The organism is Pseudoalteromonas espejiana DSM 9414 (assembly GCF_002221525.1).
In the GTDB taxonomy this organism is placed as follows: Bacteria; Pseudomonadota; Gammaproteobacteria; order Enterobacterales; family Alteromonadaceae; genus Pseudoalteromonas; species Pseudoalteromonas espejiana.
In genome coordinates, this window is record NZ_CP011028.1 from 1117129 (window position 1) to 1131794 (window position 14666).

Genomic DNA, 14666 nt, shown 5'->3' on the forward strand with positions numbered 1-14666 from the left:
ACGTAACAGGTAATCCTACTTATTCTATATTAAAAGTTTATTACCAACACGAAAAAGCCCACAGCATATGCGTGTGGGCTTGGTTTCTAACAAGCGAAACTAGTTATACAATTTTCTTCATAGCTGACATGTAGCCACGTAATTTAGCACCAATAATTTCTACTGGGTGTTCACGTAAAGCCGTATTAATTTGAATTAGCGTTTGGTTATCTACTTGGTTACTTTGCTCGTTTAAGCCTTTACCAATTACATCGGTGTCGATGTTTTTCATAAAATCAGCAAGTAGTGGTAAACATGCATGGTTGTATAAGTAACAGCCGTATTCTGCGGTATCAGAAATAGTACGGTTCATTTCGAATAATTTTTTACGTGCAATTGTGTTAGCAATTAGCGGTGTTTCGTGTAAAGACTCGTAATAAGCCGACTCATCAATAATGCCCGCAGCTGTCATGGTTTCAAATGCAAGTTCAACACCTGCTTTTACCATAGCTACCATTAAGATACCGTTATCAAAAAATTCTTGCTCAGAGATTTCTACATCGCCTGCAGGTGTTTTTTCAAAGTTAGTTTCTGCGGTTTCACTGCGCCATTTAAGTAAGTTAGCATCGTCGTTTGCCCAATCTTCCATCATTACACGCGAGAATGTACCATCGATGATGTCATCTTGGTGCTTGTTGTAAAGTGGACGCATAATTACTTTTAGTTCTTCACTTAATTCAAACGCTTTTACTTTTGCAGGGTTTGATAAGCGGTCAAGCATATTAGTTACGCCGCCGTATTTAAGTGCTTCGGTAATGACTTCCCAGCCGTACTGAATTAGTTTAGATGCGTAACCAGCATCTACGCCTTTTTCGATCATTTTATCAAAACATAAAATCGAACCAGTTTGTAACATGCCACAAAGAATTGTTTGCTCACCCATTAGGTCTGATTTAACTTCAGCAATAAATGATGATTTAAGAACGCCCGCACGATGACCACCAGTACCGGCTGCATAGGCTTTAGCTTGTGCTAAGCCATGACCTTGTGGATCGTTTTCTGGGTGAACCGCAATAAGTGTTGGAACACCAAAGCCACGTTTGTATTCTTCACGTACTTCAGAACCAGGGCATTTAGGTGCAACCATAATTACGGTAATGTCTTCACGTACTTGCATGCCTTCTTCAACAATATTAAAACCATGTGAGTAAGCAAGGGTAGAGCCTTGTTTCATTAATGGCATAATTGCAGTTACTACCGCAGTATGTTGTTTGTCAGGTGTTAGGTTTAATACTACGTCTGCAGTTGGAATTAGCTCTTCGTAAGTGCCTACAGTAAAGCCGTTTTCAGATGCATTTAAAAATGATTGGCGACGTTCATCAATTGCTGATTGACGAAGTGTATAAGATACATCTAGGCCTGAGTCACGTAAGTTTAAACCTTGGTTAAGGCCTTGTGCGCCACAACCAACAATAACTAGCTTTTTACCTTTAAGCGCATCTACACCGTCGGTAAATTCACTCGGGTCCATAAACTCACATTGAGCTAACTGCGCTAACTGCTCGCGTAAAGGTAAGGTGTTAAAATAATTCGCCATGTTAGTGTCCTATAATTCGTGTTTGTTAGATGCAAAGCCTATTTGCTTTGCTTAAGCACACCATAAAAAAAAACTTCACTTGCGTAAAATGATATATTTGCACTAAAGTATTTCAAAAAATGAAACGTGAGAGTGTGCTGTGGATCATAAGCATTTAAATTATTTTTTAGCGTTGGCTAAAACCCTTCATTTTGCGCGAGCAAGTGAGCTGTGCCATATAAGTGCACCTACATTGAGCCGAAACATTAAACAGCTTGAAGACGAAGTGGGGGTTGCCTTGTTTGTGCGCGATAATCGCAGTGTAAAATTAACCAAAGAAGGGGAGTCGTTTATTGATTATGCGACCTCAACACTTGCCAATTGGCAACGTTTTAAAGCTAATGTGAAAGACCCCACTCAGCATATATATGGCAATGTCAGTATTTATTGCTCTGTAACGGCTTCCTATAGTTTTTTACACCAAATATTAGAACAATTGCGTGCACAGCATCAGCACATAGAAATCACTTTAAATACAGGTGATCCTGCTTTGGCGATAAATCGTGTGCTTGATGCTCATGAATCCATGGCGATTGCAGCAAGGCCGAGCAAATTGCCTGCGCAAATAGCATTTGTAAATATTGGCCACTCACCATTAGTGCTAATAGGCCCAAAGATTCAGTGCCCAATTAGTGAAAAAATAACAAAAAACACAGATCAAATAGAATGGTCAGAGCTTGAGTTTATTGTTCCCGAGCAGGGTTTTTCTCGCCAGAGGCTAGAACAGTGGTGGCGTAAAAATAATGTCCATGGAAAAATTTATGCTCAGGTTGCAGGCCACGAAGCGATGGTATCAATGGTGAGCTTAGGTTTAGGCGTAGCGATGGTTCCTAAAATAGTGCTAGATAACAGTCCACTTCAAGACAAAGTGCAAATTTTAACGTGTAACGATCATCAACCTGAAGGCTTTGATATTGGTTTAGCTGTGTTAAAAAAGGAACTTAATGACCCTGCAATCAGTGCATTATGGAATATTGCACAAACTTTAGGCGCAAATGTTATTTAATGTTTTTAGTGTTAATGTTATTCAGTAAATAGTATGAATAACAGTTGCGTATGGGTTTACTATTACTTAACATGAAAACTTGATAATAAAAATAATGACGCTTAAGAGTTAATATAATTATGGATCATGCTGTATCACTTGCTCATTCTGCTCAATGTTTAAAAAAAGCGATTCCGATGATGGTAAAATACCGAATGCCGGTAACACCCATCAATTACGCTATTTGGTATTGTTACGTTCAAGGCAGTAAACCTGCACTAAATGCTGAACTTGACGATGTTATTGCTCAGCAACAAACATGTACACAAAATAAGGCGAAAGAGATTTTTGACAAGCACCTAAGTGAAGATGATTTAGTGTTTTTTCAAGAAATGGCTGATCGCTTTCACGGTACTATGGAGCAAGTACAGCAAGACATTAGTATTACCCTTGGCCATTCTAAAAGTTTTACAACCTCGTTAGTGGACTCACAAAATGAGCTCGCTAACTTAGCTAATGTTAACTCATTTAACGAAATATTAGGCTGTGTTGAGCGCTTGACTGATGAGTCCGTCGCTATGCAAGACTATGCGCGAGAATTTCAAACTAAGCTTGCTGTAGCCTATAACGAAATTAAAGATTTGAAAGAAGCACTTAATCTTTCTAAAGAGGCAGCCGATACCGACCCACTGACTGGCTTTTTTAATCGTAGAAAATTTGACGATGACATACAGCTATTTTGCCAAACTTATTCAGAGCAGGCTGATGAAGGGGTACTGGCCGTATTGATTATGTTTGATATTGATCACTTTAAACGCTTCAACGATGACTTTGGCCACCAAAAAGGTGATGAAGTTCTTAAGCTTGTAGCAAAGAAGGTGTCACAAAATATGACCGATACACTTAATGTGTATCGATATGGTGGTGAGGAATTTTGCATAACAGGGTACTTCACCAGCATTAACGATATTATGAAGTTTGCTGACAAAATCCGTTTAGATATTGCCTCTTTAGCTGTTCGTAAAAAGGATGATATAAACTCAAAACGTGCTATTTCGGCCAGTTTTGGCTTAGCTATATTACGTCCATTTACTAAAGGCGCTGTGTTAATAGAGCGAGCAGACAGGGCTTTGTATATTGCTAAAACACACGGTCGTAATCGTATAGAAATTGCACCTGACATTTAAATGTAATGTTAACGTATAAAAATTGTGAATGATTGTAACCAGGTGGCGCACAATTAATTTTAGCTTGCTAGTATGAGTAACTTAATAATTTTTACTCAATTTGATTAGGCTGATGCATCGCTCCTCGTTAATTAATTATATTTGCTTAGTGATATGCTTTTTATCATTTCAAGGTGTTACCTCACAAGCGCATAGTGAGCAAAAATATTCGCAGCAGCATATTACTATTAAACAGTGGCACATTAATGTAAGTGCGGGTGTAGGTGTTATTACCAATCCATTGCGCGGAGCGAAAAACTTACCTCTTCCTATTATTCCTCAGCTTGCCTTTTACGGCGAACGTTGGTTTTTTGACAATGGTCGATTAGGTTACACATTATCGCAAACTAAAAAGCATCACTTTAATGTTGTTTCTGAGCTAAATGCTGAAGCGCGGTTTTTTATTGATGGGCACCCTAAAAATATATTCGTACTTCCTGCAACGACTAGTCATTCTTTTTCTACAGAACAAAACCCCCAGCCAAGCCATATAAATATAAACGCTATAGACAATCGCAGCTTAGCACTCGATGCGGGTATTACTTATCACTATGTTGAGAAAAATAATGTTTTATCTGCGCAACTTTTACACGATGTAAGCAGTGTTTATAACGGCTTAAAAGGGGCTTTTCAATGGCAATACCACAGCCAAATTGGCCAGCTAAAGTTAAAACCAACACTTGGTATTAACTATAAATCAGCCGAATTAAACAACTACTATTACGGGTTAAAAGCACAAGAAACAGTATTAGGTAAAATAGAGGTTGGTAGTAGCTGGCAACCTTATGCTAAAATCGACGCCAGTTGGCCGTTGAGTGAGGCCAACAGTCTTCGTTTTCATGTAGCATATTACGACTATTCGGCTATGGATGGCAGTCCGCTTTTTGAACGTAATTATTCAATGACTGCTTTTATAGGATTCGATCATACTTTTTGATATGAAGTATTTAATGTTGATTGTGCTTTCAGTTTTTCTGTTTAGCCCCCCCGTTGTTGCGCAAAATGCGTATTTAAACGTGTCTCCCAAAGTGTGCGTAGTCTCAGAACTGCAAGAGTTTTGCGATCTCGACTTAAAATTTAATTGGCAATTAGAAGCGCCCAGTGATGTGTGTTTATACCAACAAAATAAACTTATTAAGTGTTGGCAGGAGCAGGCCTTTGGTGAGTTTGAATATAAAGCGCGTGTTCAGGTAGAGACCATATACTCCTTAATCAATCCTCATACCGGTGTGTTAATTGCTAAAACACACATTGAAGTGCAAAGTGCTGATGCTAAAAAAAGTAGGCGCAGGCTTCGCTCTCCATGGAGCTATTTTTAATTTAGGAGCAACTCATGCCAAAAATTTTACTTGTTGAAGATGACCTAGGTTTACAACAACTAACAAAAGATTATCTTGAACATAATGGCTTAGAAGTAGATGTATTAAGCCGTGGTGATGATGTATTTAGTTATCTTGAGAATAACGCTGCTGATTTAATGATTTTAGACGTTATGCTACCTGGCAAAGACGGTTTTAGCGTGTGCCGACAAGTGCGCGATAAATTTTCATTGCCGATTTTAATGCTTACTGCAAAAGGTGAAGACTTTGACCAAGTAATTGGCTTAGAGCTTGGTGCAGATGATTACGTTGTAAAACCTGCAGAGCCGCGAGTGTTACTTGCCCGTGTAAACGCATTACTACGCAGAGGACAGCCTGTAGTTAAAGCAAGTGAAGAGATTCAGTTTGGTGATTTAGTGATTGATAAAACCAGCCGAATTGTTAAATTAAATGAAACTGAAATTGTACTTACATCTCATGAGTTTGAATTACTGTGGCTACTGGCTTCAAATGCAGGCGAAGTGCTAAGCCGAGAACATGTGCATCAGCATATGATTGGACGTCAATACGACGGGCTTGACCGTACTGTGGATGTACGTGTTTCGCGTATTCGTAAAAAGCTAGGTGATAACAGCGATAAGCCTTACCGAATTAAAACCGTGTGGGGGCAAGGTTACTTGTTTGTATCTGATGCGTGGGAAAAATAATATATGAAGGTAAATAAGGATTAATGGGCAAACTATTCATAAGTTTATATGTTTATATCATTGTTTCTTTATTTATTGTTAGTGGTGTTATAGAACAGCTGTGGCCTTATGAAGAGTCGCAACAACAAGTGTTGCTAGACGATGAATTTGGCCAATCACTTTGGTTATTGTCACAAACCCCCGATGGGCTTGATAAATTAAAACACAGTTTTGAAAGCCATATCATTGCCCGCCGCGATCTTATTTTACCTCTTAAGCAGCAAGCTTTGCTTGATAAAAACCATTACCTTTACCTGTATGACAAAAAACAGCGGATAGTCTGGTATGTAGAGCTAGGCGATAGCAAGCTTTTACAAATAGGCCCAGTAGGGGTAATAAAAGCACCTACAAGCTCGGTTATTCCTTACTTACTGTTGTTGTTAATTGTAGGCTTACCTGTGGGGCTTTGGAGCTTTTTACTATGGCGAGATTTTTCTAAGCTACGTAGTGCCTGTGAAGCTGTAGATGGCTCGCAAGATTTTAATTTAAACACTCCTTCTAAATCGTTTTTTTTACCGGTCACCGATACCTTAAATGTGATGCAACAGCGTATAGAGCATCTACTCACTGCACAGCAAGAGCTAACGTCTTCGGTGTCTCACGAATTTAGAACGCCTCTTGCAAGGCTAAAGTTTGCCTTAGTAATGCTACAAGAGACTGCAGAATCAGATAAAGGTCAAAATTACTTAACTAATATGCAAGCAGATATAAGCGAGCTTGAAGCGCTGGTTTGTGAAATGCTTGAATACGCAAGGCTTGATTCACAGCAGCCTAGCTTGGCGCCTTCTAATTGCGACCTATCAGCACTTACTCACTCAGTGATTGAAAAGTTAAATTTTGCTAAAGGCATAGAGTTTAAAGCTGATTTACCCGCATGTTTAACATATAAGTGTGACGCACATTTTATAGCGCGGGTAATGCAAAATATTATTGGTAATGCAGCAAAGTATGCTAATTCTAAGGTGAGTGTTACTTTAAGTGTTGATGATGAAGCTATTTACTTTGTAGTTGAAGATGACGGAAGTGGTATTTCTAAAAGCGATAGAGAAATGGTATTTAAACCCTTTACCCGCCTTGATAAAAGCCGTGATAAAAGTACTGGGGGCTTTGGCTTAGGGCTTGCCATTGTGTCAAAAATTGTCTCTTGGCATAAGGGGCAGTGCTCAATTACAGAATCAGCCTTAGGTGGAGCAAAGTTTATTATAAAGCTACCCAATACCAATCCTCAAAATTGACCACTTAATTACGCGGATTGGTATAAAAAGTAACAGGCATAAAAAAAGCGCCTAAGGCGCTTTTTGCGGTTAAAAACCAAAATCAACAAGTAGCAAAAGAGTAGACCTGCTATATCTAAAAAAGTTCTCAATTATTTTTAGTTTTTTCAAGCAGTGGCATTAGCATTTGCTCAAGCCCATTTAATTTAACCTCGTACATCATTGCTAGTTGCGCCCCAAGCTTTGTTTCAGGGAATCCCTGTTGTTTAAACCACACTAAATAGGGCTCAGGCAACAAAAGTAGTGGTCTACCTGCATATTTTCCAAACGGCATTGTGGTATTAATCGCAAGCTTTAGCTCTTTAGTATCCATAAATATTAAAAATGTAAAGTGAAGGCTATAGCTGCAATAGTAATGTTTAAACACATTAAGTGCATTAAATAATGTGAGTTTGATGTGCTGTTTTGAGCGCAGAAAATAAAATAGGCTGTGACGGGCAAGAAACAGCCTATTGAACGAGGGAGTAGGCCCTCTGATTAAATTAATTTATGTTGATAAATAAAAGCTTACCTAACAGTAATTAGCTGGAGTCTAATTATGTAGTGTGGGTGCGAAGGCGTTTATTTAATCAACAGGGGTAGTTTATCTGTTTTTTATTAAGATAGAGAGTAGTAATGTAAAGGAATGTAAATAAAGTGGCTTTTTATTTAAAAACTCATAAAAAAGCCTTACTAAAAATAAGGCTTTTTTACTTGTTTGTATTTTTAATTTAGTTAAAAGTGACTATTTATTAAATAGCTCTTGCTTTACGTGCTCAGCAAAACCGCTACCTGCTTCTAAGTAAAAGTTATAAGTAGAATTGACGCCCATGTTTTCAAGCTCTTTTTGTTGGTCAGGGTAATTTGCAATGGCGGTTACTTGCCCGCTGTAACCTGATGCTTGCAATTGCTCTAAAGCAAAAATATTTTGCATATGTTTTGGCATTGCCAGCATGACCATTTCCACGTGTGAGTGGTTTACACGTTGCCAAAAGTCGGGGTCTGTTGCATCAGCTAGCAGTACCTTTCGGTCACGTTTAATGTGTTTTTCAACCACCTCTGGCTTTATATCTATTCCGGCGACAACATTAGGGTGAGTGGCATTAATCGTTTCATACGCGCCGGTGCCGATTCGGCCCATACCAAAGATAACAATTTTTGTGTCGTTTAAATTAACCGGCAGCTCTTCTGCAAGGCGTGTTTTACTTTCAAACTTTAATAACCAACGCTCTACCTTTACATAAAGCTCGTTAGAGCGCTTATTTAGTGGCGATGCAATAACAAAGGTAATAGATACAGCAATGGCCATTACTGCTAGCCACTCAGAGGTGATCATACCCGTTGAGGCTGCAACCGCACATACTATAAGCCCAAACTCACTAAAATTAGCAAGGCTAAAAGCAGTTAGCAACGAGGTGCGGGCTCTGAGTTTAAAGGCATTAGTAAAGGCATAATAAAGTAAGGTTTTAATAGGCAATACAAAAATAAGTATAAGAGCCACAATTAAGGAATTAGCAGTAAGCTCTGCATTTAGGCCAATACTTAAGAAAAAACCGACCAGTAAAATATCTTTTACGTTAAGCAGTGACTTAGAAAGTTCACCCGCTTTTTTATGTGGTGCGAACATCATTCCCATTATGAGTGCGCCTAAGTCGCCTTTTAAGCCAGCAAATTCAAACGCATTGTAGCCTGCTACTAACGCAAAGAAAAAACCAAATAATGGCAGTAGCTCACCATGTTTTGAGCGATTAAGCACGCCATACATTAACGGTCGCACTAACGGTAGCGCAATAATTAGAGCAAGTGCCCAAATGTTAGGTACTTTACCTGTGCTAATGGCTAAAAATATTACGGCAAAAATATCCTGCATTACTAAAATACCAATGGCTATTTTACCGTGTAGGCTTGCCATTTCGCCTCGCTCTTCTAGTACTTTTACTGCAAATACGGTGCTTGAAAAGCTAAGCGCAAAACCGACCAGCAAGGCACTTTGCCAACTTAAGTCGATAAATAAAGGCACTGCAAATATGCCTAGCAGTAACATAAACCCACTAAAAATAGCGCTACTTACAATAATGTGCAGGGTGGCTGGTGCCCATACTTGTGGTTTAACTAAGCTTTTAACTTTTAGCTTTAAGCCAATACTAAACAGTAACAATGTGACACCTAAAGCAGCAATTGTATCGAGTAGCTCGGTACTTTTATAACCCGCTAAATTTAATGCAAAGCCAGCCAATAAAAAGCCAATGAGAGGAGGTAGTTTTAATTGATATACACCAAAACCACAAACGAACGCGGCAGCAAAATAAATCAGTTCCATAATTCTTAATATCACGTCTTTGGGGCTAGCAGTGTAGCGAAAATTTTATACCAATGAAAATAAATATAGCGGGTTTCTGTGCGCAGTTTAATCAATTACTTACTCAGTTACGTATAAAAAATGCGCATAAGGCATTAAAATATTCGTAAATAGCATGTAAATAACATTTTTTCACTGACAAGCGCTTTTAAATATGGTTAAGATGCCTTAACAAAGGAGATTAAGTGGGCTAAATACATATAGCGCCGCTTAGGAGAATAATATGTTTAAAAAGATTTTAGCGTCTGTAGGTATTGGCGCTGCAAAAGTTGATACAATCTTAGAAACTGAGCACCTTCAACCTGGGCAGCTTTTTAATGCCAATATAGTTATAACCGCAGGCGATGTAGCACAAGAAATTTCTGGGCTAGATTTGTTTTTAATGACACGCGTTAAAGTTGATGGCGAAGACGGTGAGTATTTTACAAATCATGTTATTGATCAATGGCGCATTACTGACATTGGCACTATTGAACCTGGCGAAGTAAAAAGTATTCCTTTTGAAGCACGCCTTCATTCTGAAACGCCTATTACCGAAATTAACGCAGGGTATAATCAATCACATGTATGGTTAGAAACTGGTTTAGATATTGATTTAGCGTTAGACCCAACAGATAAAGACCACTTGCATATTTATCCTAATGAAGCTGTTAAAACGTGTATGCAGGCAATGGATAAGCTCGGCTTTAGCTTACAAAAAGCGGATGTTGAAAAAGGGCACTTACGCGCTAGTACATTTCAATCTGTGTCTGGCTGTTATCAAGAACTTGAATATAAACCTAATAGCCGAAGCTTGTTTGGTATTCAAGAAATTGAATTGTCGTTTGTACCAGAGGCGCATAAAACACATGTTTTAATTGAGCTTGATAGAGCCTTTAGAGGCGATGGCTATGTAGATTTAACCATAGAGCACGACCATGTTAACTTATCGCAGTTATGCGATCAGTTAGAGCGCTTATTTGCTTAAGCTAAAGTGCTGTTTAATAAACCCAGCTAAGGCTGGGTTTTTTGTTTAAGGATTTTATATGCAGTTTAAGTGTGAGCAATTTAACGCGCTCGATATCCATACTTTATTTACTATTATGCGTGGCCGAGTAGACGTATTTGTTGTTGAACAAACGTGCCCTTACCCTGAGCTTGATGATGTAGACATTGCTAGCAGTACGCAGCACATATATGCAGTTACAAATAAGCAACTTAACGCTTATGCGCGTTGTTATGAAAAAAATGAGCAATATAGCGCAATAGGGCGTGTGCTTGTAAATAACTCTGAGCGCGGTAAAGGGGTGGCTACCACGTTGTTAAATCTTGCTATTGAGTGTTGTAAAAGCAACTGGCCAAAGCGCAATATTTATATTGGGGCACAAACCTATTTACTTGATTTCTATCGCTCATTTGGCTTTGAGGAGATAGATGAACAGTACCTTGAAGACGGTATTCCACATCAGGATATGGTGTTAAATATAATGAGTTAAAAGTATTTTTAACTAAAATATCTTAGTTTATTAGCTGCAGATTTTAGCCATTAAAAAGCCCACTATAGTGGGCTTTTTAATAAAGATAGTGCTGTAAGCCCTAACTTAAAACTGAATGTAAAAATACTGCACCAATAGCGACAGGGCATACAAATTTAGTGTAAACAGGCCACACTTTCCAAAATAGTGTGTTGTGTACTTCTGGGTTACCTTGTTGAATAGTCTTTAATAATGAGCCTCGGTACCAAATCCAACCAACAAAAATACAACACATTAAGCCTATTAGCGGCTGTGCAACTTTTGTTGTTAAAGTGATCACTAAACCAAACAAACTGCCTAAGTTACATACTATAGTAATGCTCACGGCACTTATAAGTGCACCAATAAGCCAAGTAGCTTGTTTTCGGCTCATAGCAAAGCGCTCTACCGTGTACGATACGGGCGCCTCTAGCATTGAAATAGACGAGGTTAACGCAGCAATACTCATTAGAGCAAAAAAAGCAAAGCCAATGAATAAGCCCGCCGAACCCATACCTTCAAACAAAGCTGGCAGCACTTGAAATACTAATGTGTCTTCAGAGAGAAGTTTACCTGTTGTTGCAGAGAATATTTCTACCCCTTGTGCCTGTGCAACGTACATAGCAGGTATTATTAATAGGCCAGCTACAAACGCAATAAACACATCAATAAGTGTTACGTATGCGCCAAGCGATACTAGGTTTTCTTTTTTACTAATATAAGAGCCATAAATAATCATCACACTTGTACCAAGTGATAGTGAGAAAAAGGCTTGCCCTAGTGCACTTACTAATAATTTAGCATCAAAAATAGATGAAAAATCAGGGACTAAATACGCTTTTAAACCTTCCATTGCGCCATCTTGTGTCATCACATATGCAATAAGGGCAAATAAAATCCCCAAAAGTGCAGGCATAAGGCGTTTAGACCACTTTTCGATACCATTTTCAACACCGCGACTAATGATCGCAACCGTCAATATTATAAAGATAACAGTGACTATAATGTTTCGGGTTAGTGACTGCTCACTTAACCATGCAGAAGCCTCATTTGCGCCCACTAACGTAGTGATAGGTTCTGCGGTAGCACTTAGCATCCAGCCAGCTACAATAGCGTAAAAGCTTAAAATAAACCCCGCACACAAAATTCCACCAAACCCGACAATAAACGCAAAGCGTTTTTGCCAAGGCTGCGTTGTTATTTTAGTTAACGATGAAACAGCATTAGCCTGGCCGTGGCGGCCAATAATAAGCTCGGCCATAAGTGCTGGGTAGGCCAAAAAGAACGCAAGTACTAAATAAGCGACTAAAAAGGCTGCACCACCATTACTGGCTGTTTGCGTAGGGAAACCCCAAATATTACCTAAACCTACTGCAGAGCCTGCGGCGGCCATTATAAATCCAAAGCGAGAGCTAAACTCGCCTCTAACTGCGCTCATATTATTGTACTTCTCTATTTTGTGACGGCGCTGACAATCTACTGGAATTGTAAATAAATAAAAAGGGCTTATTTGCCAATTTGGCACAATTATTACAGTGGTGAATGTCTAATAAACAGCGCATTTAATTAATGTTATCAACAGGTTTAGAATAAGGAGTTGATTTTGTGTAATAAATGTTAATTACAGTTGTGTAAATAAATTTTTACGAGTCATGATGTTGACCTATTTTTAAGGTAAAACACGCACCGCCTAATTGGCTGCTTTTACTCACACTTACATTACCGTGGTGCCAATCAGCTACCTTAGCAACAATGGCTAAGCCTAAACCATAACTTTTGTCAGCACGGTTACGGTGGCTCTCTTCTCTAAAAAACGGGCTAAATACGTTATTAAAGTTTTCAGGGGAAATACCGGGTCCGTCGTCTTCTACGGTTATATATAAATAATGCTCATCTCGTTTTGCACTGACATAAATGTGCGCCTTGGCAAAGTCGCAGGCGTTGCCAATTAAGTTTGTAATGGCGCGTGCGAGCCAATGTAAATCGGCACAAACTAAATCGTTACTACTGTTTAATTGTATTTTAAGTTTGCTGGTTTCAATTTTAGGTGCAAGTTGTGCGAGTAAATCTTCAAGGTAGTGAGATAAATTAGTTTGCGAATAGGTTAGCTGATTTGCATTTTTCTCAAGGGTGGCAAATGCCAAATAGCTTTTAAGCATAGACTCCATGTGATCTAAGTCATTTTCCATTCTGGATAAATATTGCTTAACTTTTTTCTCATCTGAGGTGTCTAATGCGGCATCTAAACCGAACCGTAAACAGGCTATTGGGGTTCTAATATCGTGCGAAAGACTCGAAGCCATTAATTTATTTTCGGCGACTAATTTTTCTATTTGGCTTGCCATGCGGTTAAAGGTAAGTTCAACATCTTTAATATATGTAAAATGTGAAACTTTAATACGTGCTTGTACATTTCCTGCGGCAAACTTTTTAGCAGCTTCGTTTAAAACAGTGAGTCTTTTAGCTAAAGGGGCAATAATAAAGCCCATAAAAATACATAACCCAGCATAAAATAGCAGCGTTAAAATTATGTCGTTTCGCTGGTCGGTTTCAAGCCCTTTTTCTAAACGCATAGTAAGATGATAAGGCGATAGCACTTCATTACTGTAGAGCATATAAAAGCCTTGCTGATCTTCTAAAATAAGGCCGCTTTGGGTGTGCATTTGCAAAATTAAAGAGGGAGGCAGGGCAAGTGTCTCGTTGGGCTTGTAATCAAGCTTTACATTAAAGTCATTTGCTAATTGTTTTACATAATTTGCCCGCTCTGAGGTCGCAACACTGCCTAAATGCTTACTAAAACCGTTGATCATTTGGCTTTGCAGACTAAATTCATCGTGTGGTGTTTGCGTTTGCTGGCTAAATGCATCAATAAGCCAGCCAAGCACCACAATAGAAAGTAGGGCGCTGCCTAATAATGATATGTAAAACTTTTTCATTTAAGGTGCCACTCTAATTATTCCCACGCAGTGGCAACAAGTAAGTAACCGCGCCCCCATATAGTTTTTATTTTTTCAGGGTTTTGCGGGTCATCATGAAACTTCTTTCTCAGGGCTGAAATAAGCACATCAACGCTCCTATCAAGTCCATCGTACTCGCGCCCTTTAGTGGCTTTAAATACCGCATCACGCGATACTACTTGCCCCGCATTACTTGCAAGGTAATGTAAGAGCAAATATTCTGCGCTTGAAATTGCAATATCTTGATTGTTAAGGGTAACGTTTCTTGACTCGGTATTAATGCTAAGCGCCCCTACAGAGATCACAATTTGGTTTATAGAGGCTTTTGTTGGTTCGCTGGTTTGACGAAGAGCGGCTTTAATACGTGCAAGTAGAGCACGAGGGCGCACAGGCTTCATTATATAATCGCTGGCGCCTACTTCTAAGCCTATGACCTCGTCCATTTCTTCATCGCGGGCAGTAAGCATAATAATAGGCGCGGTGTAAAAACTACGTAGCTCTCTGCATACACTTATACCATCTTGTCCGGGTAGCATAATATCGAGCAAAACAATACTAGGGTTTAAATTTTTAACCTGGCTAATAACCTCATCGCCACGGTGGCAAACATGCGTGGTGTAGCCTTGCTCTGTTAAATATTCTGCAACCCATTGGGCTAACGAAGCATCGTCTTCAACCAGTAAAATAGTGCCGTAATTATCCATAAATTTTCC

At 39.0% G+C, this 14666-nt stretch carries 14 protein-coding genes; 8 read left to right on the plus strand and 6 right to left on the minus strand.

Annotation, left to right across the window (positions count from 1 at the left end; all coding sequences use genetic code 11):
- Positions 1-103: 103 nt before the first annotated feature.
- Complete coding sequence (gene ilvC, locus PESP_RS05130; protein WP_089347073.1) at positions 104-1576, minus strand: ketol-acid reductoisomerase; 1473 nt, start codon at positions 1574-1576, stop codon at positions 104-106.
- A gap of 139 nt (positions 1577-1715) precedes the next feature.
- Between ilvC and ilvY the strand changes: the two genes are divergently transcribed.
- From ilvY to PESP_RS05160, 6 genes are all read left to right on the plus strand, one after another.
- Positions 1716-2621 (plus strand): HTH-type transcriptional activator IlvY, encoded by a 906-nt coding sequence (gene ilvY / locus PESP_RS05135; RefSeq protein WP_089347074.1) that lies wholly within the window; start codon positions 1716-1718, stop codon positions 2619-2621.
- 119 nt (positions 2622-2740) lie between these two features.
- On the plus strand, positions 2741-3787 hold the full coding sequence (locus PESP_RS05140; RefSeq protein ID WP_174694375.1) for a GGDEF domain-containing protein: 1047 nt from the start codon (positions 2741-2743) through the stop codon (positions 3785-3787).
- A gap of 112 nt (positions 3788-3899) precedes the next feature.
- Positions 3900-4763 carry a MipA/OmpV family protein gene (locus tag PESP_RS05145; RefSeq protein ID WP_089347075.1) on the plus strand — a complete coding sequence of 288 codons (864 nt, stop codon included), beginning with the start codon at positions 3900-3902 and terminating at the stop codon, positions 4761-4763.
- A 13-nt stretch (positions 4764-4776) separates the two neighbouring features.
- Positions 4777-5145, plus strand: coding sequence for a DUF3019 domain-containing protein (locus PESP_RS05150; protein ID WP_089349103.1), 369 nt, complete (start codon positions 4777-4779; stop codon positions 5143-5145).
- 14 nt (positions 5146-5159) lie between these two features.
- Positions 5160-5852, plus strand: coding sequence for a response regulator (locus PESP_RS05155; protein WP_089347076.1), 693 nt, complete (start codon positions 5160-5162; stop codon positions 5850-5852).
- Positions 5853-5875: 23 nt separating this feature from the next.
- Positions 5876-7126, plus strand: a complete 1251-nt coding sequence (locus PESP_RS05160; RefSeq protein WP_089347077.1) for an ATP-binding protein — start codon at positions 5876-5878, stop codon at positions 7124-7126.
- Between the two features lie 127 nt (positions 7127-7253).
- Here the strand turns inward: PESP_RS05160 and PESP_RS05165 are convergent, their stop codons facing one another.
- Both PESP_RS05165 and PESP_RS05170 read right to left on the minus strand, forming a co-directional pair.
- Entirely contained in the window at positions 7254-7478 is a 225-nt protein-coding gene (locus tag PESP_RS05165) for a DUF3820 family protein (protein WP_089347078.1), read from the minus strand.
- Between the two features lie 411 nt (positions 7479-7889).
- Entirely contained in the window at positions 7890-9464 is a 1575-nt protein-coding gene (locus tag PESP_RS05170) for a cation:proton antiporter family protein (protein WP_089347079.1), read from the minus strand.
- A 262-nt stretch (positions 9465-9726) separates the two neighbouring features.
- On the opposite strand from PESP_RS05170, the gene PESP_RS05175 reads away from it, so the two are divergent.
- Together PESP_RS05175 and PESP_RS05180 are read left to right on the plus strand one after the other, a co-directional pair.
- The gene (locus tag PESP_RS05175; protein ID WP_089347080.1) at positions 9727-10470 is read left to right on the plus strand and encodes a sporulation protein; all 744 of its coding nucleotides are present in this window, start codon (positions 9727-9729) and stop codon (positions 10468-10470) included.
- Between the two features lie 58 nt (positions 10471-10528).
- Entirely contained in the window at positions 10529-10978 is a 450-nt protein-coding gene (locus PESP_RS05180; protein WP_089347081.1) for a GNAT family N-acetyltransferase, read from the plus strand.
- A 100-nt stretch (positions 10979-11078) separates the two neighbouring features.
- Here the strand turns inward: PESP_RS05180 and PESP_RS05185 are convergent, their stop codons facing one another.
- From PESP_RS05185 to PESP_RS05195, 3 genes are all read right to left on the minus strand, one after another.
- Positions 11079-12434, minus strand: a complete 1356-nt coding sequence (locus PESP_RS05185) for a sodium-dependent transporter (protein ID WP_089347082.1) — start codon at positions 12432-12434, stop codon at positions 11079-11081.
- A gap of 205 nt (positions 12435-12639) precedes the next feature.
- Positions 12640-13932: a HAMP domain-containing sensor histidine kinase gene (locus PESP_RS05190; RefSeq protein WP_089347083.1), complete on the minus strand. Its 1293-nt coding sequence runs from the start codon at positions 13930-13932 to the stop codon at positions 12640-12642.
- Between the two features lie 17 nt (positions 13933-13949).
- Complete coding sequence (locus PESP_RS05195; protein WP_089347084.1) at positions 13950-14657, minus strand: response regulator; 708 nt, start codon at positions 14655-14657, stop codon at positions 13950-13952.
- Positions 14658-14666 lie beyond the last annotated feature (9 nt).